A 19,756-nucleotide genomic window follows, 5' to 3' on the forward strand; every position below is an offset into this window, starting at 1 on the left:
GTCTTCGCTCAGGCCTGAAACATCGCCAGCTCTTCCGCCGTGAGGTGGCGTGCCTTGCCCTTGGCAAGGTCGCCGAGCTGCAATGGGCCGATCGCCACCCGCACAAGGCGAAGCACTTCCATGTCATAGGCGCCGAGCAGGCGGCGGATATGGCGGTTGCGGCCCTCGTCGAGGGTGATTTCGAGCCATGCAGTGCTGGTGCCGCTGCGCAGGATGTCGATCGACCGCGCCGTCAAATCCTCGCCGTCGACCGTTGCGCCGGCGCGCAACTGCGCCAGCATGGCCTCGTCGGGCAGGGCGCCGATCTGCACGTGATAGATCTTGGCGACGTGCGAGGCGGGGTCGAGCAGGCGCTGCGCAAAGCGCGTGTCGTTGGTCATCAAAAGCAGGCCTTCGCTGGCCTTGTCGAGGCGGCCGACCGGCGACACGAAGGGCAGGTCGAGTTCTGCCAGGCAGTCATAGACGGTGCCGCGGTCCTGCGGGTCGTCGCGGGTGGTGACCAGGCCGCGCGGCTTGTTGATCATCAGGTAGACCTTGCGCTCGGCGACGACCCGGCTGCCGTCGACCTCGATGCGGTCGCGGCCGGGATCGACGCGCATCGAGCCGCTGCGCACGACTTTGCCGGCGACCCGAACGCGCCCTTCGGCGACCAGCAGCTCCGCCTGCTTGCGCGAGCACAGGCCGAGTTTCGACAGCGCCCGGCAAAGGCTGACGCCCGCGGGTCTCACTCCGGGAGGACTGGCCCCGGCGCTGGGCGAGGGGCGTTGCCGGCCGACGTTCGGTCGTGGCGTCATCGTTTTGCGTGAGCGTTCCGGCAAGGTCAGGACCTTCCCGCCAGCCCATCTCCAGCCTGGGCGAGCGTTTCCATGCCGTCGCCGAGGTGTTCTTTCAAGACGCGAACGGCGGCCTCGGCGTCGCGATGGCGGCAGGTCGTCAACAGGTCGAGGTGCTCCGACTGCGAGCGGCTGCGATAGTTGAGGTTGGACAGGAGAACGCGAACGTAGCGGTCGGCCGCATTGTGGTGGGCTTCGATGAGGCCGAGCAGCCGGGCGTTGCCGCAGGCGCTGTAAAGCGCCAGGTGAAAGCCACGGTTCAGCGATCCCCAGCGACCGACATTCGGCTCGGCATCGATCCGGTTGAGCACATAGCCGGCCTCGTCGAGCTTCTCCTTGCCGAGCTTCGGCACCGAGAGCCGCAGCGCTTCGCCTTCGAGCAGGGCGCGGACCGCAAAGATCTCCCTGATCTCGGCAGCGTCCATCCTGGCGACATGCGCGCCCTTGGTCGGATGGATCGACACGATGCCTTCGGCTTCGAGTTGGCGAAGCGCGTCGCGGACCGGCATGCGGCTGAAGCCAAACCGCTCGGCCAGATCGTCCTGGCGCAGCGGCGTGCCGGCCGCCAGGCTGCCCTCGGCAATCGATTCGCGCAGCACATTCGCCACTTGCTCCGCCACCGTCAGCGGCTTCTGCATCAAGCCGTCGCCAAGTCCGCGCAAACCATTCTCCCTGCTATCCTGCGGGCCTTGCCTAACAGAAAGCAGCTAGGGTGGATATGTGGATTCTCGTATACGAGTATCCCAGCGTGTATGGACGGGTGCCGGTGATGCCGCGTCACGCCGCTTCTGACGCGGATCGTGGGCCAGCCGGCCGGCGAGCCCTGCTGCGCGGCTTCGGTTCCGCTGCCATCCGCGTGTTTGAAAATTCCTGGCGCTCTACCGGACGGAACCCCGTCTCGGTAGCCGAGCGCCAGGAGATTTTGCGGTCAGGAAAGCGGTCGCCTGCCTCGGACGCGCCGCTTCCCTGGCTCCGACGTGGTGCCTGGCTGATCGCCGAGGCACCACGATCGTCAATTCGACCTGGGGTCGTCCAGCGTCTCGACGACGAAAGACGCGGCAATCAGGTCGTCGGCATCGAGCCGCAGGGAGCCTTCACCTCCTCCCATGACGGCGGCGACCTTCTGAAAGGTTTTCATCTCGTGCCCGGTAATTCGGGCGCTTTGCATCCTGGCTTTGAGGTCAGCGACACGCAGCCCCAATGCGTGGGACGTTCCAATTTCACGGTTCGACATGACAATATGCTCCTCCCCAACCCATGCTTTTGCCTCCCCGCCGGTATTCGCCGTCGCCTTGCCTAAATATAAGGCATCGCGAATACAGCGCCCCGAACGCGTGGTGCGAGGGAAGGTTCCAGCGCAACACGGTCACGAAATAATACGGGCCGGCCGGCGGGCTACCTGCAAGAAGGTGGCAGGTCGCTGGACGCGCTGACGGTTTTTCTTCAACCGATAGGAACACAGTGCAAAGATGGGCTCAGAAAGATTGACTCTATCCTCCCGGGGAGGATACAGAAGCAGGCATGTCCGAAGGCGTCCACCGTTCGCATCCCGCTATCGTGAAGCGTCTGAAGCGTGCGCAAGGCCACCTTGCGGCGGTGCTTTCCATGTTCGAGGCGCATCGTCCTTGCGTTGACCTGGCGCAGCAGCTCCATGCCGTGGAAAGCGCCATCAGCAGCGCAAAGCGCGAACTGATCCACGATCATATCGAGCACTGCCTGACCGACACCGCCGAAGCGAGCGGCGACTCGCTGGCGGAGCTCAAGCAACTGGCGAAATACCTGTGAACAGTCAAATACCTGTGAGCAGTCTCGGCGCTCGCATTCTCGACTGGCTCGGTTTCGGCTCACACGATCACGGGGCGCATGGCCACGACCACGGCTCGCATGGGCATAGCCACGGGGTCATCGATGCGACCATAGCGACGACCGACCGGGGTATCTGGGCGATAAAATGGTCGTTCGTCATCCTGGCAATCACCGCGGCGACGCAGATGGTCGTGGTGGTCCTGTCGGGCAGCGTGGCGCTGCTGGCCGACACGATCCACAACATCGGTGACGCCACCACCGCCATTCCGTTGTGGATCGCCTTCATGCTGGCCCGGCGTAAGCCGTCGCCGACCTTCACCTACGGCCTTGGCCGGGTCGAGGACTTGGCCGGGATCATCATTGTCGGGATCATCCTGTTCAGCGCTATCGTCGCCGGCTATCAGGCTATAGACCGTTTGATAAATCCACGAATGGTGACGCACCTTGGTTGGCTGACGGCGGCAGGCGTTGTCGGCTTTCTCGGCAACGAGGCCGTCGCGGTGTTCCGCATCCGCGTCGGCCGAGAAATCAACAGCGCCGCACTCATTGCCGACGGCTATCATGCCCGCACCGACGGCCTGACCAGCCTTGCCGTGGTCATCGGGGCGCTCGGGGTCTGGCTCGGTTTTCCGCTGGCCGACCCGATTGTCGGCCTGCTCATCACGCTTGCCATTTTCGGCATCGTTTGGCAGTCGGCCCGCTCGGTGTTGACCCGCATGCTTGACGGTATAGAGCCTGACGTCATCGGCGAAATCCACCATGCTGCCGCGCATGTGCCTGGAGCCTGCATTGTCGAGGCCAAGGCGCGGTGGGTCGGTCACAAGCTGCACGCCGACATTGCCATCGCCGTCGAAGAAAACCTGCCGGTCTCCGAAGCGAAAAAGCTCACGGCAGCCCTGGAAGACGAGCTGTTCGAGCACATGCCGGCGCTTGCGGCTGCCAATATCAGATTGGCGAGTGCGGATGCGGATCATGCTCACGGCGAACATGACAGGCACCAACGATCACTTCGACCGGCTCGTTTCCGTTAGGCTCAGCATCATCCACTTCCTCAAGGAGCACTGCCCGCAGGCTGCGGACGACGCTGCCTTCGGCGATGGATGCGCCGGGCGCGCTCAGCGCTGTTGCCGCGGCAGCGATGCTACGCCGCAACCAGACGTGCCGAGGTTCGTCCTGGTGGCGCGCGTGCCAGAGAAGGCTCATCGTGAAGCTGCCGAGATCAAGCGGCGGGGGCAGCGAGACAAAACGTCCGCCCACCATCTGCGCCAGGCTCGACGGCAGCGTCATGATCAGGTCGGAGCGGGCGGCGATTTCCACTGCTGCAAGGAAGCTCGGTACGCGCACGCTCACCCGTCGTCGGCGGCCCACACCAGCGAGCGCCACGTCGACGAACGCTGGTCCAATGCCGGTGACGCTCACCACGATATGACCCAATTCAAGAAATCGGTCGAGCGTAAGCTCATGGTTCGCTGCGGGATGCCCGGCACGCATCAGCGTGACAAAGCGGTCTTGATAGAGGCCGCGCCGGCGGATGCCCGCGGGCGCATCGTCGACCACGCCGACGAGTGCGTCCACGGCGTCCTCCTCCAGTGCTTCGATCGCCGTTGCGCTGGGCGGCAGAATGTCCAGGCCGAGCGCCGGCGCCTCGACGGTGAGACGAGCAAGCAGATGAGGCGCCAACGCGGCAGTCTCAAGATCCATCATCAGCAGCCGCACATGACCGGTTGCCGTTGCCGGGTCGAACGGATTCGCCCCCAGCATCGTAGCGATATCCGCCAGGGTCCTGCGCAGCGCCGCCCACCGGAAAATTCCCATGGTCAGCACGACCGATGTCGGGCGCGCCGCCGCCCGGCTGATGTCCCACAACTGGGCTGGAACGCGCATCGTGGAACTGGCCGGGCCCGAAGACTGGAGCGCCAGCGATGTGGCGGCTGCCTTTGCGAAGGTTCTTGGCCGTCCGGTCGAGCCGGTGCTCGTGCCGCCGGAGCAGCGCGAAGCGGTCCTGGCCGAGGCGGGGCTCACCGCGGAGGTTACCGCCGCCCTGCTCGGCATGTACGAAGGCATTGCAAACGGCCGCTTCACGCGCCAGGCCGGAACCGAACATTGGCGTGGCACGACATCGCTGACAGCCGCGGTCGAGCGTATCGTGACGAAGCTGCGCGCTGCCGCTTAACCATTCATGCGAACCTTAGTGATGGCAGGAGGACTTCCGGCCTCAGCCGACTCACACTGTCACAGTTGCAGGAACCCGACCGTCGCATCGTGATCGGCACCCGCGGTGCAGGCCGGTCATGACGCTCACACTCGGCCCCTCGAACCTGGCAAGCATTCGGTAGGTCGCCGGCCGGGTGTTCGACGAGATCCCTCGATCCAGCGCCGGCCACTATCGCCCATCTTCTCGTTGGCCGGGACCTGGCAGGCGAAACGCCCGGTGTAGAACGCCCTGGCGCGGTCCTGGTCGAATACCGGCAACTGGACTAGCATGATCGGTTCTCCTCTCCCTTGATAGTTGCCGCGCAGCCGCCGACAGGCAAGAACGACGCGGGCGGCCGAAAAGAATTATGCTGAGCCGAGAATCTTTTCGGTAACTCCGGTCGTCTTCTGCTGAGACCAACCAATCAGGAGACGAACCATGGCCTACAAACTCATTCGCTACAGCGTGAAAGACACCGGGCTGGAAGAGAACCGCGCGCTGGTGGCAAGGGTGTTCGAGGCGCTGGATGAGACGGCGCCGCAGAGCGTGCGCTATCTGGTGCTCGAACTGGACGACGGTGAGTTCATCCACGTCGTCGGCGAGGGAAATGAACCATCCGCGTTGACCGGGCTTGCGGCGTTCGAGGCGTTCACGCAGAACCATGCGGAGCGACGTTCGACCCCGGTCAAACGATCGCCTGCCAAAATCATCGGCAACTACCATGTGCTTGAGGACGGCAAAGCCGGATAGAGCGACCGCGCCAGGGCCGAAGGAACGCCATGATCTCACGGAAATTCGATCGGCCGGCGCTGGAGGCGATGCTCGCCGAGCTACACCCCAAACTGCACCGCTACTGCGCCCGAATGGCCGGCTCGGTGATCGACGGCGAGGACATCGTGCAGGAAACGCTGCTGAAGGCGCTGCAGGCGGTCGACGGCAGCATGGCGGTCGAGCGGCCCGAGCAATGGCTGTTTCGCATAGCCCATAATGCCGCGCAGGACCATCTGCGCCGGCGCCATCGGGAAAGGTCGCGCATGAGCGAGACCGACATGACCACCATCGAGGATCCTTCCGGCAGCGCCGACAGCAGGATCGCCGCGGCGACCGGCCTGCGCAGCTTCATGCAGCTTTCGGTGGCGCAGCGCAGCGCCGTGATCCTGGTCGACGTGCTCGGCCTTTCCCTGCACGAGACCTGCGAGGTGACCGGCGCCACGCTCGCCGCCACCAAGGCGGCGCTGCATCGCGGGCGGGCACAGCTGCGCGTGCTGGCAGCCGAGCCCGAACACGTCGCCGCGCCTAAGCTCGGCGCCGATGACGAGCGGCGGCTGCGCCGCTATGTCGATCTGTTCAACGCGCGCGACTTCGACGCGGTCAGGGCGCTGATCGCCGAGGATATCCAGCTCGAACTCGTCAGCCGCCTCCGCCTGCGCGGCAAGGCCGAAGTGTCAACCTATTTCGGCAATTACGACCGCATCAGCGACTGGGCGCTGTCGCTGGGCTTCGTCGATAGAAGGCCGGCGATCCTGATCCGCAACCCGCAGGAGCCGGACGGCGCCGTGCGCGGCTTCATGCTGGTCGAATGGCAGGACGAGCGGGTGGTCCAGATCCGCGATTTCCGCTACGCACCCTGGTGCCTGGTCGATGCGGAGATCAGCATCGTGGACGGGTGAGGGATCTACGACCCACACCTGTCCGCTCGATATGGAGTCGGTGCCAGCTTTCGGATCAAGCAGCCTTCACTCCCTGGTGACCCGAACGTAATTGCCACATGGCTGCAAGTGTCTAGAGCGGTTCCGGTTCTCTTGGAACCGGTAACTCGCTCTAACTATATGTTTTGCGGCATTTATGCCGACGCCAAATGATCCCATTTTGGCTGCAAAATGCTCTAGTCGACACGCACGCGACGCGTCACCTGGCCATTGCTTTCCCAGTATGTGTGTTTCTTGGCAATCAAGGGATCGTCCATTGCCGGTTGAACTTGTCCCGTGGTGCTGACCGCGCGCGAGGTCACCGTGTGTTCTCCAGGAGCGGGACTTGCCCAGTCCAGGGACCAGATCTTCCAGGCGTGCTCGGCCTCCTCACTGTGGTCAATGGTCGCTGGTGCCCAAGGCCCTTGATCGATTTGCACTTCGACCCGCTCGATCGGCGCCCCCCAGGCAGCCCCAATGACGCGGTAGTCTGAGTCTTTCCGGGTGACCTTCGCAGGCGCGGACTTTATTAGCGCTCGGCCGACCGAGGTCTCGGCCCAGACGGTCTCGCCGTTGTGGTCTTCCTCCCGGATGGTGACATAGTCACGCGCCATCAGAAGGCTCATGAAGCGGGTGTCGCGAACCTCGATGCGATCCAGCCACTTGACGTTGGCGATCCCGTACCAGCCCGGAGCAATGAGCCGCAGCGGGAAACCATTGGCCGCCGGCAAGGCCGCTCCGTTCATTTCATAGCAGAGGAGATTGTCGGGATTCATCGCATCGTCGAGCGACATGCTGCGAGCGAAGTTCTGCTTCATCTTCACGTCGCGTATTGCGACCTCGCCTTTGTCAGTACCGAAAAAAACGACCTCGATGCCCTTCTCCAGAATGCCGGCTTCCTCGAGGATCGGGGCGAGCGGCGTCCCTGCCCAACGGGCATTGCCGATGCCGCCGGTGAAAAAGGGGAAACCGTGGTTGCCCGAGCATTCCACTGTGAAAACGACCTCCTGCCGCGGTCGCGCCCTGATGTCGGCGAGCGTTAATTTTAATGGCTTCTTCACCAGGCCTCCGATCTCCATCGACCATGTCTTCTCGTCGATCGTTGGTCGATTGAAATGCGAGATGCTGAAGAACTTGTCGTTTGGAGTTATCCAGCTATCCAAATCCTCCCAGACAAGCTGCTTCTGGATACCGACCGGATCGGGATTTTCGGTCGGCTGATCCAGCCACGGAATAACTTCCTCGCTCGGCCGTGTTGGAAAAGCGTAAGCCCGACGCGAGGTATAGAGAGCAGCAATTGCGGCAAGAGCCGCGCTTCCTTGAACAAGGAGTTCTCTGCGCTGAAAATCAGGCATGTTGTTTACCTCCCAATTGATCCGGAACGGGCTGTAACGTGCCTTAGGCCGTAGCCTGATCACGGATAGCGACACAATGTGAGGTCTGCCGACCCGGAAGTATCCGGACAGGTCAGACAATCACCGACGCAAGTCAAGCATGTGAAGCATTGGACGAAACACCAGCTCGCGTTTCGCACGCTAAGAGTGCGCCTTTGAGAAGGACGTGTCCACAACCTGGACGGGACCTGTGATGATTGCAGCATTCGAGACCGATTTTTCCAGTCCTGCCAAAACCGTTTGCTGCTCGGGTTGCTATCGGAAACGACCGCTTTCGGGGTCGTTTCCGGACCTTCGCGGGTGCGGTCGGAAAGGCCCGGTCCGACCGCATTTCTGCCGTTCCGATGTCGGCCTCACGATCTTCAAGGCGCACGTTCACCCATTATTCAGCGAGAAGGCGGGATGGGCTGCCGTCTCCCATGGCGCGACAGGATGGCAGTGCGGCCCGCGCAGGTGTATGTTGATGGTCTAATATTTCGATATCAGGGAGGACAGCATGACGTCTTGGGAAATCAAGGGACGCGAACTCGTCAATTGTACCTGCGAATATGGCTGCAACTGCCAATTCAATGCGCTGCCCGACAAAGGCCATTGCCATGCGGTGGCGGGCATCCAGATCGACGAAGGTCATCATGGCGAGACCGCTCTCGATGGCCTTCGGATCGCCGCGATCTTCAAATGGCCGGGCGCGATCCACGAAGGCAATGGCGAAGCCATCGCCTTCGTTGATGAGAATGCAACCGACCGGCAGCGTCAAGCGCTGCTGCGCATCATGACCGGCCAGGACACCGACCCGTTCGCGACGATGTTCGCCGTCTACGCGTCAACCGTAACAAAAATGAATGAGCCGGTTTTCACCAAGATCGATCTCGACCTCGATATCGACGGCCGCAGGGGCCGCATCTTCGTCAAGGACTACATCGAAACCGTCGGCGAACCGATCCGCAACAAGGTGACGGGCGCGGACTCGCGCGCTCAGATCGTGTTGCCGAACGGCTTCGAATATGCAGTCGCCGAGATCGGCAGCGCTTCGAGCACAACCAGCGGGCCGGTTCAGGTGAACATGAAGGACAGTTACGGCCAGTTCGCCCGGCTGCATCTCAACAATCACGGGGTGGTGCGGGCCTGAGGCGCCACATGGACGGCGGGTCGCCACTGGAACGGCTGCTCAGACGCGACCGCGTCATCACGATTGCGGGCGTGGTGGCGCTGTGCCTGCTGGCCTGGCTTTATATCGTCGCGGGTGCAGGGCTCGGCATGAATGCGTGGGAGATGACGAGGCTCGCGCTATTCCCCCACCAGCAAACTGCCGACGTGACCTCCGATATGTCTGGCATGGATATGCCCGGCATGGACATGCCCGGCATGGACATGAGCGCGATGCCCATGGCAGCCGAACCGCGGGCCTGGGGGCCGGCGATCTGGGCGCTGATGATCGCTATGTGGTGGGTCATGATGGTTGCCATGATGTCCCCGAGTGCGGCGCCGACTATCCTGCTCTATGCGCGCGTGCATCGCCATGCGCTCGCACAGGGTCAGATCCAGGACAAGCTCGCGCCCACCGGCGTGTTTATGGCAGGCTACCTCCTGGTTTGGCTGGGGTTTGCCGTCGTGGCCACCGCGTTGCATTGGCTGCTCGAACGCGATGCCTTCGTTTCCGCGACGATGATGAGTTCGCAGAGCCGCTGGCTTTCCGGCATCGTCCTGATCGCCGCGGGCCTGTATCAGCTCTCGCCGCTCAAGAACGCCTGCCTGTCGCATTGCCGGGCACCGACCGCGTTCCTTGCCCGACACTGGCGTCCCCACGCAGTTGGCGCGCTGCGTTTGGGCGCGTTGCATGGGGCGTTTTGTGTCGGATGCTGCTGGATGCTAATGGCGTTGTTGTTCGTGGGCGGCATCATGAATCTGGTGTGGGTTGCCGGGCTCGCTATTCTGGTGCTGGCTGAAAAGCTGTTTCCTGCCGGCCAGTGGGTTGGCCGGGCAGCCGGCATCGCCCTGATCGCCCTGGGCAGCGCAACGCTTTTGGTCTGACGACCAGGGCCGCCTATGTCGGCATTCAAAGGCGTGAGGAACTTTGACTCCTCGCATCCGTTTACCCGAATGTTGGGGATGGAGGTTCCGCCAATGAATGTCAGCGACGAAAGGACTGTATCCCTCTGGGCGGCGACCGAAGTAGCGCCCGACGCGGTCGCGCTCGGGCAGAGCGAACAGGTCGATGTCGTCGTCGTCGGGTCTGGAATTGCCGGACTGTCGGTCGCGTACGAACTGGCCGTCGCCGGGCAAAAGGTGGCCGTCGTCGATCGCGGCCGGATTGGAAGCGGCATGACGGCTCGCACTACCGCGCACCTGTCATCCATTTGCGACGACTACTTTTCGGAACTGACCAAATTGCGCGGTGAGGACCTGGCGCGGATGTATTACCAAAGCCAGTCGGCCGCTATCGACCATATCCAATCAATCCAGGAGACGGAGAGGATCGCGTGCGATTTCCGACGCCTCGACGGCTTTCTCTTTCCGGCTTCCGGCAGGCAGCAATCCGACATCAAGCGCGAGCTGGACGCCGGTCTGAAAATCGGTGTCGACGTCGAGAAGACCAAGGGTGTGCCGTTTGCAGGCTTTTCGGATGCGCAGGCCCTTCGATACGCCAATCAGGCGACCTTCCACCCGATCAAATATCTCCGCGGGCTGGCCGCAGGCATCCGCTCGCGCGGCGGCGCGCTTTATGCCGATACCGTTGTCGAAAAGGTCGAGGAGACTGACCGCGGCGTGCGCGCAACCACGGTTTCAGGCTTTACCGTGTCCGCCAAATCGGCCGTTGTCGCCACCAACTCGCCGATCAACGATCGGGTCGCCCTCCATACCAAGCAAGCGCCGTATCGGACCTACGCGATGTCGTTCGAGATCGCGCGCGATACCATACCGGATGCCCTGTATTGGGATACTGAAGACCCTTACCACTACGTTCGGCTTCAGCCTGGCGAAGATCGGACCGACTTCCTGATCGTCGGAGGTGAAGACCACAAAACAGGGCAGGCCGATGATGCCGGAGATCGCTTCGCGGCCCTGGCGGCCTGGACCAAAAGGCTGGTGCCTGATGTCGGCGTGGAAACCAACCGGTGGTCCGGGCAGGTGATGGAGACCGTCGATTATGCGGGGTTCATCGGCCGCAATCCTGGCAACCGCCGCGTCTTTGTGGCGACTGGGGATTCCGGCCAGGGCATTACCCATGGCGTCGTCGCCGGCCTGTTGATTTCCGACCTGATTCTGAAGGGGGAAAGCCGCTGGCGCGAACTTTACGAGCCGTCTCGCAAGACGGCAGGCGCGATCGGCGATTATCTGTCGGAGAATGCGACAGCGCTCAAGAGTTTTGCGGAGTATATCGCGCCTGGCGAAATCGATTCCGTCGACAGGCTGCGACCGGGAGAAGGTGCCATCGTCCGCGAAGGGCTCACCAAAATCGCCGCGTTTCGCGATGACGACGGCACGGTCTACAAGCGCTCGGCCGCATGCACGCATATCGGCTGCCATGTCCATTGGAACTCCCTCGAGCGCTGCTGGGACTGCCCCTGCCACGGCTCGCATTTTGCTATCGACGGCACGGCTTTGAACGGACCGGCCGTGTCGCCCCTGGCTTCGCTTGACTAGCCCTCTTCGAGACGAATATTCGCCTCGGCTGACTGGGACGCTTGCGCTCAAGTGGTCCTGCGCGGCGCCAATGGCGAAGGCTCAAGAGGGCGCGAAGTGGAATTTCTGCATCGCATCGGTCCGGCCAAACCGGCTCACAACTCCTTTTCGGCCAGCTCGCGAAAGGCATCGGGAATCGACCGCGACAGTCCGAGCGCGACCGAGGCATAGCCGACCGCCTCCCAGCCGAAGCGGTCGCGGATCTTATCGACGGCGCGGTCGGCGGTCCAGCGCGCCACTCCCTTCCTTGTGCCGGGGCGGCGGCGGTCGTCATCGAGGCCGAGCGGCAGTTCCAGCTGCAGGCCCGGTTGCTTTTCCAGATGCGAAACGGCGATCGCCAGCAGCGAAATGGTCTTTTCGTGCGGATAATCGACAAGCACCTTGCGCACCAGCGCCTCGGCGATCTCGGCCAGCATCGCGGTTGCCGAAATCGGCTGGTCGAGCGTGATCGAACGCGTCACCGAGCGCAGGTCGGCGAAGCGGACACGGACCGTCACCGTACGGCCGGGCCGCGATTTCGCCCGCAGCCTGGTGGCGACCCTGTCGGCCAGATGCAGCAGGGTCGGCACGAAGACTTCCTCCTCGGCCGGTTTCCTGCCGAGCGCCGACTGCGCGCCGGCCGATCGCGCCCGGCGCTGCGTCTCGAGCTTGCGCGGATCGCGGTTCCAGGCCAGCGCGTTGAGCTTTGCGCCCGCCGCCGGGCCGAGCAGGCGCTCCAGCGACCCACCGTTGGTCTTCGCCAGCTCGCCGATGGTGTTGACGCCGATGCCGGCCAGCCGCTCCCTGGTGACCGGACCGACGCCCCACATCAGCTCAACCGGCAGATCGTGCAGGAACTCGAGCTCGTGGCGCGGATCGACCACCACCAGTCCGTCGGGCTTGGCCACTTGCGAGGCGATCTTGGCCAGATGCTTGGTGCGCGCCACGCCGACCGAGATCGGCAGGCCGAGCTCGGCGCGCACGCGGCGGCGGATGGTTGTGGCGATCTCGGCCGGCGGCCCGAACAGACGGGTGCAGCCGGTGACGTCTGCGAAGGCCTCGTCGATGGAAATCCGCTCGACCACCGGCGTGAAATCGCCAAGCACTTTGATGGCCGCGTCGCCGAGCCGCTGGTAATCCTTGAAATGACCGCCGACGAAAATCAGATCGGGGCAGAGTTCCCGCGCGCGCCGCCCCGGCATGCCGCCACGTACGCCGAAGGCCTTGGCCTCGTAGGACGCGGCCAGCACGACGCCGCCGCCGACGGCGATCGGCTTGCCGCGCAGGGCCGGGTCGAGCAATTGTTCGACCGAGGCATAAAAGGCGTCCAGATCAGCGTGGAGGATGTTGGCTTCCATCCGGCCCGTTCGCCCGCGGAGGTCGCCGCATTGTCTCGAGGGTGGTTTGGTTTGGAACAAAGGGAGAACATTGTACGTGGATTGTCAAGGAGCGTGGACGGCAGGTGGAAGGCAATCGCTTCAGGTTTGCGCTGCCCCTCATCGCCCTGCTAGGCACTTCTCCCTGTAGGGACGGGAGAAGGACGCTCTCGTCGATGGTTTCGCCAATCACCAACGTCGCAGGAACTGCCGATGTTGCGGACAGCCCCCTTCGCCCCGTCACCATACGGGGAGAAGGTGCCGGCAAGCGGATGAGGGGCGGCGCCGACTCGGCAATCAGCCGATCGAGTGCTACAACCCCATCTTGTAGCCGAGATGGCTGGCGATGAAACCGAGGCGCTCGTAGAAAGCGTGCGCCTCCTGTCGACTCTTGTCGGCCGTGAGCTGAACGAAGCTGCAGTTGCGCGAGCGGCACTCTTCAACCGCCCATTCGATCATGCGTTTGCCGACGCCGCCGGACCGGCGGTGCCGGGCAACGCGAACGCCTTCGATTTGCCCGCGCCAGGCGCCGTTCCTCGAAATGCCCGGAATGAAGCTGAGCTGCAGGGTTCCAACCACTTGCCCGGCTTCGACGGCCACCGCCAGCAGCTGGTTGGGATCGGCATCGATTGCCCTGAAGGCATCGAGATAGGAGGGGGCGAGCGGCGTCGACGCGTCTTCCCGACCAGCGCCAAGCGCATCGTCGGCTAGCAATGCGACAATCGCCGGCAGATCGGGCGCTTGCGCGCGACGGAAATCAATTTCGCTCATCGAGGGACGACATACGGCGCGGGCTTGGCGACGGCAAGTGCGGTCCAGCCATTCGCGGCCGATGGCGTCGACGACCTCCGGCTTACGCGGCCTGCCGTGCCCAGAGGCGGTGGCCATAGCGGCGGAAGAAGCGCGCCAGGAGCCGCTGCTGCCTGGCGCGGGCGAGATCGGCGCCGCGTCTTTCCTGGCGCCAGCGCGGCATGTTGCGGAACAGCGCAATGAAGCGGGCGGCGTCCTCGAGCGCCTCCTCGGCCGACTGCGCCGGGCGGATCGCCGCCAGGAACAAGGCCTCGCCGTGCTTCAGCCGGTCGACCACCGCCTTGCGCTGGTCATGGCCCAGGCGGGCCTTGCCTATGCCGTCGAGGCGGATGGCGGCGAAGGCTGCCAGCATGGCAGGGCTGTCGCCGGTATAGCCGCAATCACGGGCGAATTGAGCGGAGAGGGCGTCCATCCTGGTTTCCTTGGCTGAGCGGCCGCAACGGGTGCCCGGTCTTGCCGCCCATGCGTACGTCCACGGCGAATTCATCGGTATATCATATACAAGCATAACTCAAAACTGTGCGCAAGTTAAACTTTTACGCAGGGTTGGGCGGATCCGACTCGACTCTTCGGTAAAAACCCATAATGTTGCGAACAAAACAGGAACATGAGGCATCAGGAGCAATGGCATTGCCGGGCAAGGAAGCGACGATCGCCGAGGTTGTCTCGATCGCGGTCGAGTGTATCGATTGCGGCCGCAACAGATGGTGGAAGCCGGCTGAGCTCAGGCGCTTCGGGGTAACTGCGCAGACGCCGCTGGCGTCCCTTTCGGGGCGCCTCATTTGCTCGGCTTGCCGCGCCGATGGCCTGCCGGGCGCAGCGGTCGTGATCCAGGCGGCATTCGTCGACGAGCAGCAGCGGCGCCGCGCCGAGGCGCGGATGCTCAGCGAGCGCGAGGTTCCGCTGGAGAGATCCAGGCGGGCTTGAGTGGCGCGCCGATCCACCTTCCCCCACAGGGGGAGAAGCGAGCGCGCGGACCCGCGACCCCTAATACCCCAGCAGTTCCTTGAGCGGGATGACGCGGAAGACGGCCTTGATCGCGTAGCGGTTGAAGGTCAGCGTCTTCGGCGGATTGTACTGCTCGACGACCAGCTCGGCAGCGGTGCGCTTGACAAGCTTCTTGATGAAGGCCTTGCCGTTGCGTTCGTTTTCTTCGGGGAACATCTCGATCACCACATGGTCGCCTGGCACGGCGTCGCGGCCGCCGCAATAAAGCATCTCGCCGGGCTCGTAGCGCGGCACCATCGAGTCGGAGAGCACATGCAGCGCAAACACCTTGCGCAGATGGGCGATGCCGGGCGGGCGCTGGACGTAGCCGGCGACCTCGCCGTTGAAGGTGAAGTCGCCGTCGTCGCCGCCAACCGCAGCACCCAGAAGCTCGATGTCCATCGGGCCGGCGGGCAGTGGGGCGGCGTCGGTGACGATCTCTGCGTCGGCGACATTGTCGGCGTCGTCGAGGAAGACGACCTCGCCCTTGCCGAGCGCCACCGGGTCGACGCGCAGGAAGGCGGCGGTCTTCAAAAGGTTCTCGGTTTTTGGGAGGTTGCGGCCGGTTTCCCAATTGCCGACGGCGGCGACATCGGTGTCGTTGTGCTCGGCAATGTGGCGCATCACCAGGCCACGCTGCTTGCGCGCCTTGCGGATCGCCGCTCCGACCTTGATCGACAATGAGGTTTTCGCCATGGCGCCATCTGAAACATAAGAATCGGTTTCGTCCATGAAAGAATGGCTTGCATAACCTTTTGAGTTATGCTTATATGCAGCCATGCACAAGCCTCGTTGCCCCATCTCGTTTTCCCATCCGTCCCGGCTGTCCTCCTCCCCGGCCGGGACGAAGCCCGAGGCTAGCGCCTCGGCTCCGGTCGCCCTGCCGTCATCGCACGCGACCGGAACGGCCGGAGCCGTTCCCCTCACGGCTCCGGCCACGAACTCACGCGAGTGCCGCGCCGGCCTTTCGCGCATCCGCACCGAGGATGGCACGGTCATTGTCTTCGACCGGCGCACGGGCAGGGCGGTTTCCGGCGCCACCCGCGAGGCGGCCGAGGCGAAGCTTGGCCGCCGGTGGTGATCTCCCCTTCTCCCTGTGAACGGGGAGAGGGGCAGCTTCGGCGTCTACGCAACCCTTTCAATGGAAGAACACCATGCCCGCCTATACCGACACAGGATTGCAAAGCATCGCCCGCACGCCGGCCAGGCTGGCGCCGCCGGTCTGGCTGCCGCAGCGCCAGACCGTGCGCGAGATCCACGGGCCCGACGGCGAGGCCTTCAAGCTGCCGGCGCCGCGCCCCGTTGCCGCCGGGCGCCAGCCGCACGTCGCGGCCATGCGCTTCATCGACTGCCTGTTCAACCGCTGCCGCGCACCGCTCGATCTGACGCTGGAGGAAGATCCCGAGAACGACGCGCCCGGCAGCCGGCCGGCACTGGACATGCTGTGCTGCGGCCTGCGCACGCGGCCGCTGAAAAGCTACTGCGCCTATCACGCGGCGCGCTTCTGCGACCATCGCCCTACGGCTCTGGCGGATGCGGCGTGAACTGGGTCTTGCGTTCCTCGCCCCGCTACGTGGGGCGAGGAACCCAGGTTCTGCGAAGGCAGCCAATCAAACGAGGAGACTGTCCATGAGCAAGAAGACCGCCAAGGTCAAGGCGCCGAAGGCGCCCAAACTGGCAAAGGGCGAGGCCGAGCAGGTGCGCATCCGCAAGGAGGTCGGTCATGATTTCGCGCTGAAGGACGACGCCTTCGGCCGCAAGCGGCTGGCGACCGGCACGCTGGAGGCGAGGCGCATCTATGAGGTTTCCAATGACGGCCACACCTCGACCGGCGGCATCGTGCGGGTGCGCAACGTCGACCCGCTGACCGGCATCACCTCGCTGTCGCGCCAGCAGCGCGAGGCGGGTATGCGGTACCGCGAGGATTTTCGCGTCTCGGCACAGGACGGCGTCAAGCCGATGGCGCTGACTGAGCGCGTCGACGGCGGCCGCATCGGCGGCGGCGTTGCCGACCGCATTCTGTCGGCCGGCCGCGCCTATGCCGACGCCACCAGGGCGCTTTCGCATTGGGAGGTGTCTGGCGTGGTGCAAAAAGTCTGCTGCCATGGCGAAACGGTGAAGAGCCTCGCCGAACAGACGGGCGAGCCGCGGGACGTTGTGTCCAAACTGCTCAAGGTCGGGCTGGATTTGTTGGCGGTGCATTACGGGATGATGCTGATGCGGCGGCCGCGGGGGTAGGGCGCGAACGGACGGCGGGACGCCGAACCAATGGGCGATCAGGCTAGAGGCGAACCTCGATCCGCCAGCGTCCTCCAATTGAAGGGCGCGGGCTTCTCGACGGCCTGTTACGGTGCGTCATTGCTGGTAGATCGCAATGCCAAAGCCACCGCTAGACCCTCATTTCGCAGACGTGGCGCCGACGTCTTCGGTGCTGACCGCCTATGACGAGCACTGCATGCTGACTTACATCCGGCTGCTCGATGCTTCGGCGGACGGGGCCGATTGGCGTGAGGTCGCCCACACCGTTCTGCACATTGATCCGGAGCAGGAGCCGGAACGGGCATTCCGGGCTTGGGCGACGCATCTGGCGCGCGCTCGCTGGATGACCGGGAATGAGGGTTGGCGCCGATCGGCACGATGAGCGGCGTGCATGACGCCGGGCATTTCCGTGGAACTGCCGTCCCGGTTTGCCCGTTTAGACAGGAATCCAACTGGGAAGCGCCCGATGAACTCTTGGCAAATCAACACTTTGGAGGCGTGCTGCCTTCTTGCCGTTCCGCTGTCGATGATCCTTACGGTTCTGATAGCGGGTCTTATCCTTGGCTGAATCCCCGCTACACTGTCCAGTGAAGAAGGCTCGTCCCGGCCCGCATCGTGGTACGGGGCAATCGTGGGTTGCCTCTACGTCGGCATTTTGCGACGATCAGGCGCCGTAACGAGCGCTCGCCATATACTTTGGGGGTTGTTAAGAGACAGGATTAAGGCGTATTAGCGAGTTAGGGTTAACAGAGGGTTTTCAGGTGACGCTGCTTCAAATCTCCTCGATCGTGGCCGAACTCGCGGTCTCCTACGTCACGATTGCACTCACATATCTGGCAGCTGTGTACGCGATTTGCTCCCGCTATTAGCCGCCGCGCGTCCAGTCGGCTTCCAGCACGCAACGCCTGTCGCTCGCCTGGCGCCAAATTTCATCACGGGCGCCTATCGCGACAGCGTCATCTTGGACGCGCATTGCCCAGCCTCTCAATCCTTCGCGCGTTCCACATACGCGCCGTCCGCCGTCATCACCACCACGCGGGTGCCGGCGCTAATGTGCGGCGGTACCAGCGTGCGCACGCCGTTGGACAGCGTCGCCGGCTTGTAGGACGAGGATGCCGTCTGGCCCTTGGTCACCGGCTCGGTCTCGACCACCTCGAAGGTGGCGCGCTGCGGCAACACCAGCGAGATGGCGATGCCATTGTGCTGCGAAATCTGCACCGCCATGCCTTCCGTGAGATAGGGCGCCATTTCGCCGACCACGCTTTCCGACACCGCGACCTGGTCGTAGCTTTCCGGGTTCATGAAATGGAAGCCCTCGCCATCGCGATAGAGGAAAGTGTGCTCGCGCTCCTCGACATAGGCGCGCTCGACCTGCTCGGTGGTGCGGTAGCGCTCCGAGACTTTCACCCCATCGGAGATGCGGCGCATGTCGAGCTGGGTCACCGGCGTGCCTTTGCCGGGATGGATGTTTTCGGCAAAGAGGATCACATAGAGCTTGCCGTCCTTTTCGACGACATTGCCTTTGCGTAGGGAACTGGCGATGACCTTCACGGGCTTCATTCCTAAGAGTGTTGACTGGCCTGGGAGCGCCGACTGGCGCAAATCGGCTGCGGGAGCCGTCGCGTGCGGCCTAGCGCATCTTGGCGACAATCGCCAGTCCTCCATGCAAATCCGCCGGTCATGACCGCCGCCTCGCCCTGGTGGACGCCTGATGTTCACGCCGACCGGCGGCCGCGGCTGATCTTGCGCAATGCCATCACTGCGGCCCTACGCGACTGGTTTGCCCGCCGCGACTTCGTCGAGGTGGAGACGGCAGCGCTGCAAATCTCGCCCGGCAACGAGGCGCATCTGTCGGCCTTCGCCACCGATGCGATCGGCCCCGACGGGCAGCATCAGCCGCTCTATTTGCACACATCGCCGGAATTCGCCTGCAAGAAGCTGCTCACCGCCGGCGAGAAGCGCATCTTCAGCCTGAGCGCCGTCTATCGCAACCGCGAGCGCGGCCCCTTGCACCATCCGTCCTTCACAATGCTCGAATGGTACCGGGCTGATGAAACCTATGAGCGCCTGATGGAGGATTGCGCTGGGCTTGTCGCGCTGGCCGCCGAGCGGGCCGGCACAAAACGTTTCTCCTTTCGCGGCCGCGAGGCCGATCCGTTCGCCGAGCCGGAACGGTTGAGCGTCGCCGAGGCTTTTGCGCGCTATGCCGGCATCGACCTGCTGGCCACGGTCGCCGCCGACGGCAGCACTGATCGTGAGGCGTTGTACACGGCGCTGGTTGCGGCGGGCCTACGCACCGCACCGGACGACAATTGGGCCGATCTGTTCAGCCGGGTAATGGTGGAAAAGGTCGAGCCGATGCTGGGGCTGGGGTGCGCCACCATCCTTTACGGCTATCCGATTTCGGAGGCAGCACTTGCCCGGCCGAGCGCAGATGATGCGAGGACCGCCGAGCGCTTCGAGCTCTATTGCTGCGGCGTCGAGTTGGCCAACGCCTTCGGCGAACTGACCGACGCCGCCGAGCAGCGCCGGCGCTTCACCATCGAGATGGACGAGAAGGAGCGCGTCTATGGCGAACGCTATCCGATCGACGAGGATTTCCTCTCCGCACTCGCCATCATGCCGCAGGCAAGCGGCGCCGCACTCGGCTTCGACCGGCTGGTGATGCTGGCGACGGGGGCGATGCGGGTCGAGGATGTGATGTGGACGCCGATGGCGGGTTTGTGAGGCGAGGCGAATTGGCTGA

At 63.9% G+C, this 19,756-nt stretch carries 23 protein-coding genes and 1 pseudogene; 14 read left to right on the top strand and 10 right to left on the bottom strand.

Annotated elements, in window-relative coordinates:
• Positions 1-8: 8 nt before the first annotated feature.
• The 3 genes from ACWTU8_RS03700 to ACWTU8_RS03710 form a co-directional block, all read right to left on the bottom strand.
• Positions 9-794 carry a pseudouridine synthase gene (locus ACWTU8_RS03700; RefSeq protein WP_455847078.1) on the bottom strand — a complete coding sequence of 262 codons (786 nt, stop codon included), beginning with the start codon at positions 792-794 and terminating at the stop codon, positions 9-11.
• Positions 795-820: 26 nt separating this feature from the next.
• Positions 821-1,471, bottom strand: coding sequence for a GntR family transcriptional regulator (locus ACWTU8_RS03705; RefSeq protein WP_455848377.1), 651 nt, complete (start codon positions 1,469-1,471; stop codon positions 821-823).
• A gap of 374 nt (positions 1,472-1,845) precedes the next feature.
• Positions 1,846-2,067, bottom strand: a complete 222-nt coding sequence (locus ACWTU8_RS03710) for a hypothetical protein (protein ID WP_455847079.1) — start codon at positions 2,065-2,067, stop codon at positions 1,846-1,848.
• A gap of 287 nt (positions 2,068-2,354) precedes the next feature.
• Between ACWTU8_RS03710 and ACWTU8_RS03715 the strand changes: the two genes are divergently transcribed.
• Both ACWTU8_RS03715 and ACWTU8_RS03720 read left to right on the top strand, forming a co-directional pair.
• A complete protein-coding gene (locus ACWTU8_RS03715) occupies positions 2,355-2,618 on the top strand; it encodes a metal-sensing transcriptional repressor (protein WP_455847080.1) in 264 nt (87 codons plus the stop codon).
• Complete coding sequence (locus ACWTU8_RS03720; RefSeq protein ID WP_455847081.1) at positions 2,615-3,670, top strand: cation diffusion facilitator family transporter; 1,056 nt, start codon at positions 2,615-2,617, stop codon at positions 3,668-3,670. Before ACWTU8_RS03715 ends, ACWTU8_RS03720 begins: the two co-directional genes overlap by 4 nt.
• Before the next feature lie 97 nt (positions 3,671-3,767).
• On the opposite strand, the pseudogene ACWTU8_RS03725 reads toward ACWTU8_RS03720, so the two are convergent.
• Positions 3,768-4,430, bottom strand: a pseudogene (locus ACWTU8_RS03725) (LysR substrate-binding domain-containing protein); the annotation flags it as partial.
• A gap of 22 nt (positions 4,431-4,452) precedes the next feature.
• On the opposite strand from ACWTU8_RS03725, the gene ACWTU8_RS03730 reads away from it, so the two are divergent.
• From ACWTU8_RS03730 to ACWTU8_RS03740, 3 genes are all read left to right on the top strand, one after another.
• Positions 4,453-4,812 carry a hypothetical protein gene (locus ACWTU8_RS03730; protein ID WP_455847082.1) on the top strand — a complete coding sequence of 120 codons (360 nt, stop codon included), beginning with the start codon at positions 4,453-4,455 and terminating at the stop codon, positions 4,810-4,812.
• Between the two features lie 459 nt (positions 4,813-5,271).
• Positions 5,272-5,583 carry a hypothetical protein gene (locus tag ACWTU8_RS03735; protein ID WP_455847083.1) on the top strand — a complete coding sequence of 104 codons (312 nt, stop codon included), beginning with the start codon at positions 5,272-5,274 and terminating at the stop codon, positions 5,581-5,583.
• 29 nt (positions 5,584-5,612) lie between these two features.
• Positions 5,613-6,503: a sigma-70 family RNA polymerase sigma factor gene (locus ACWTU8_RS03740; RefSeq protein ID WP_455847084.1), complete on the top strand. Its 891-nt coding sequence runs from the start codon at positions 5,613-5,615 to the stop codon at positions 6,501-6,503.
• A 215-nt stretch (positions 6,504-6,718) separates the two neighbouring features.
• On the opposite strand, the gene ACWTU8_RS03745 is transcribed toward ACWTU8_RS03740, so the two are convergent.
• Positions 6,719-7,876: a sulfite oxidase gene (locus ACWTU8_RS03745; protein ID WP_455847085.1), complete on the bottom strand. Its 1,158-nt coding sequence runs from the start codon at positions 7,874-7,876 to the stop codon at positions 6,719-6,721.
• Between the two features lie 535 nt (positions 7,877-8,411).
• Between ACWTU8_RS03745 and ACWTU8_RS03750 the strand changes: the two genes are divergently transcribed.
• The 3 genes from ACWTU8_RS03750 to ACWTU8_RS03760 all read left to right on the top strand — a co-directional run bounded on the left by ACWTU8_RS03750 (position 8,412) and on the right by ACWTU8_RS03760 (position 11,560).
• Entirely contained in the window at positions 8,412-9,044 is a 633-nt protein-coding gene (locus ACWTU8_RS03750) for a DUF1326 domain-containing protein (RefSeq protein ID WP_029351172.1), read from the top strand.
• An 8-nt stretch (positions 9,045-9,052) separates the two neighbouring features.
• Positions 9,053-9,946 carry a DUF2182 domain-containing protein gene (locus tag ACWTU8_RS03755; protein WP_455847086.1) on the top strand — a complete coding sequence of 298 codons (894 nt, stop codon included), beginning with the start codon at positions 9,053-9,055 and terminating at the stop codon, positions 9,944-9,946.
• 93 nt (positions 9,947-10,039) lie between these two features.
• Positions 10,040-11,560, top strand: a complete 1,521-nt coding sequence (locus ACWTU8_RS03760; RefSeq protein ID WP_455847087.1) for an FAD-dependent oxidoreductase — start codon at positions 10,040-10,042, stop codon at positions 11,558-11,560.
• Between the two features lie 134 nt (positions 11,561-11,694).
• Here the strand turns inward: ACWTU8_RS03760 and dinB are convergent, their stop codons facing one another.
• The 3 genes from dinB to ACWTU8_RS03775 all read right to left on the bottom strand — a co-directional run bounded on the left by dinB (position 11,695) and on the right by ACWTU8_RS03775 (position 14,176).
• On the bottom strand, positions 11,695-12,936 hold the full coding sequence (gene dinB / locus ACWTU8_RS03765) for a DNA polymerase IV (protein ID WP_455847088.1): 1,242 nt from the start codon (positions 12,934-12,936) through the stop codon (positions 11,695-11,697).
• A 330-nt stretch (positions 12,937-13,266) separates the two neighbouring features.
• Complete coding sequence (locus ACWTU8_RS03770; protein WP_455847089.1) at positions 13,267-13,725, bottom strand: GNAT family N-acetyltransferase; 459 nt, start codon at positions 13,723-13,725, stop codon at positions 13,267-13,269.
• 82 nt (positions 13,726-13,807) lie between these two features.
• Entirely contained in the window at positions 13,808-14,176 is a 369-nt protein-coding gene (locus tag ACWTU8_RS03775) for a hypothetical protein (RefSeq protein ID WP_029351180.1), read from the bottom strand.
• Positions 14,177-14,388: 212 nt separating this feature from the next.
• Here ACWTU8_RS03775 and ACWTU8_RS03780 point away from each other — a divergent pair, with 212 nt between their 5' ends.
• Entirely contained in the window at positions 14,389-14,691 is a 303-nt protein-coding gene (locus ACWTU8_RS03780; protein WP_029351182.1) for a hypothetical protein, read from the top strand.
• Between the two features lie 60 nt (positions 14,692-14,751).
• Here ACWTU8_RS03780 and ACWTU8_RS03785 read toward each other — a convergent pair whose 3' ends face one another.
• A complete protein-coding gene (locus tag ACWTU8_RS03785) occupies positions 14,752-15,447 on the bottom strand; it encodes an XRE family transcriptional regulator (RefSeq protein ID WP_029351184.1) in 696 nt (231 codons plus the stop codon).
• 82 nt (positions 15,448-15,529) lie between these two features.
• On the opposite strand from ACWTU8_RS03785, the gene ACWTU8_RS03790 reads away from it, so the two are divergent.
• The 4 genes from ACWTU8_RS03790 (at position 15,530) to ACWTU8_RS03805 (ending at position 17,392) form a co-directional block, all read left to right on the top strand.
• Complete coding sequence (locus tag ACWTU8_RS03790; protein WP_455847090.1) at positions 15,530-15,832, top strand: hypothetical protein; 303 nt, start codon at positions 15,530-15,532, stop codon at positions 15,830-15,832.
• Between the two features lie 73 nt (positions 15,833-15,905).
• Positions 15,906-16,295 (top strand): hypothetical protein, encoded by a 390-nt coding sequence (locus ACWTU8_RS03795; protein WP_455847091.1) that lies wholly within the window; start codon positions 15,906-15,908, stop codon positions 16,293-16,295.
• Between the two features lie 85 nt (positions 16,296-16,380).
• Positions 16,381-16,989 (top strand): DUF6456 domain-containing protein, encoded by a 609-nt coding sequence (locus tag ACWTU8_RS03800; protein WP_127314722.1) that lies wholly within the window; start codon positions 16,381-16,383, stop codon positions 16,987-16,989.
• Positions 16,990-17,125: 136 nt separating this feature from the next.
• Complete coding sequence (locus tag ACWTU8_RS03805) at positions 17,126-17,392, top strand: hypothetical protein (RefSeq protein ID WP_455847092.1); 267 nt, start codon at positions 17,126-17,128, stop codon at positions 17,390-17,392.
• 602 nt (positions 17,393-17,994) lie between these two features.
• Here ACWTU8_RS03805 and efp read toward each other — a convergent pair.
• On the bottom strand, positions 17,995-18,561 hold the full coding sequence (gene efp / locus ACWTU8_RS03810) for an elongation factor P (RefSeq protein WP_029351194.1): 567 nt from the start codon (positions 18,559-18,561) through the stop codon (positions 17,995-17,997).
• Between the two features lie 129 nt (positions 18,562-18,690).
• On the opposite strand from efp, the gene epmA reads away from it, so the two are divergent.
• Positions 18,691-19,737: an EF-P lysine aminoacylase EpmA gene (gene epmA, locus ACWTU8_RS03815; RefSeq protein ID WP_455847093.1), complete on the top strand. Its 1,047-nt coding sequence runs from the start codon at positions 18,691-18,693 to the stop codon at positions 19,735-19,737.
• Positions 19,738-19,756 lie beyond the last annotated feature (19 nt).

Source organism: Mesorhizobium sp. BHbdii (genome assembly GCF_053848045.1).

Excerpts from the sequence above, each read along its gene's own strand:
- ACWTU8_RS03700 (WP_455847078.1), bottom strand. The coding sequence starts at position 794 with ATGACGCCACGACCGAACGTCGGCCGGCAACGCCCCTCGCCCAGCGCC.
- ACWTU8_RS03705 (WP_455848377.1), bottom strand. The coding sequence starts at position 1,471 with ATGCAGAAGCCGCTGACGGTGGCGGAGCAAGTGGCGAATGTGCTGCGC.
- ACWTU8_RS03710 (WP_455847079.1), bottom strand. The coding sequence starts at position 2,067 with ATGTCGAACCGTGAAATTGGAACGTCCCACGCATTGGGGCTGCGTGTC.
- ACWTU8_RS03715 (WP_455847080.1), top strand. The coding sequence starts at position 2,355 with ATGTCCGAAGGCGTCCACCGTTCGCATCCCGCTATCGTGAAGCGTCTG.
- ACWTU8_RS03730 (WP_455847082.1), top strand. The coding sequence starts at position 4,453 with ATGGTCAGCACGACCGATGTCGGGCGCGCCGCCGCCCGGCTGATGTCC.
- ACWTU8_RS03735 (WP_455847083.1), top strand. The coding sequence starts at position 5,272 with ATGGCCTACAAACTCATTCGCTACAGCGTGAAAGACACCGGGCTGGAA.
- ACWTU8_RS03740 (WP_455847084.1), top strand. The coding sequence starts at position 5,613 with ATGATCTCACGGAAATTCGATCGGCCGGCGCTGGAGGCGATGCTCGCC.
- ACWTU8_RS03745 (WP_455847085.1), bottom strand. The coding sequence starts at position 7,876 with ATGCCTGATTTTCAGCGCAGAGAACTCCTTGTTCAAGGAAGCGCGGCT.
- ACWTU8_RS03750 (WP_029351172.1), top strand. The coding sequence starts at position 8,412 with ATGACGTCTTGGGAAATCAAGGGACGCGAACTCGTCAATTGTACCTGC.
- ACWTU8_RS03755 (WP_455847086.1), top strand. The coding sequence starts at position 9,053 with ATGGACGGCGGGTCGCCACTGGAACGGCTGCTCAGACGCGACCGCGTC.
- ACWTU8_RS03760 (WP_455847087.1), top strand. The coding sequence starts at position 10,040 with ATGAATGTCAGCGACGAAAGGACTGTATCCCTCTGGGCGGCGACCGAA.
- dinB (WP_455847088.1), bottom strand. The coding sequence starts at position 12,936 with ATGGAAGCCAACATCCTCCACGCTGATCTGGACGCCTTTTATGCCTCG.
- ACWTU8_RS03770 (WP_455847089.1), bottom strand. The coding sequence starts at position 13,725 with ATGAGCGAAATTGATTTCCGTCGCGCGCAAGCGCCCGATCTGCCGGCG.
- ACWTU8_RS03775 (WP_029351180.1), bottom strand. The coding sequence starts at position 14,176 with ATGGACGCCCTCTCCGCTCAATTCGCCCGTGATTGCGGCTATACCGGC.
- ACWTU8_RS03780 (WP_029351182.1), top strand. The coding sequence starts at position 14,389 with ATGGCATTGCCGGGCAAGGAAGCGACGATCGCCGAGGTTGTCTCGATC.
- ACWTU8_RS03785 (WP_029351184.1), bottom strand. The coding sequence starts at position 15,447 with ATGGCGAAAACCTCATTGTCGATCAAGGTCGGAGCGGCGATCCGCAAG.
- ACWTU8_RS03790 (WP_455847090.1), top strand. The coding sequence starts at position 15,530 with ATGCACAAGCCTCGTTGCCCCATCTCGTTTTCCCATCCGTCCCGGCTG.
- ACWTU8_RS03795 (WP_455847091.1), top strand. The coding sequence starts at position 15,906 with ATGCCCGCCTATACCGACACAGGATTGCAAAGCATCGCCCGCACGCCG.
- ACWTU8_RS03800 (WP_127314722.1), top strand. The coding sequence starts at position 16,381 with ATGAGCAAGAAGACCGCCAAGGTCAAGGCGCCGAAGGCGCCCAAACTG.
- ACWTU8_RS03805 (WP_455847092.1), top strand. The coding sequence starts at position 17,126 with ATGCCAAAGCCACCGCTAGACCCTCATTTCGCAGACGTGGCGCCGACG.
- epmA (WP_455847093.1), top strand. The coding sequence starts at position 18,691 with ATGACCGCCGCCTCGCCCTGGTGGACGCCTGATGTTCACGCCGACCGG.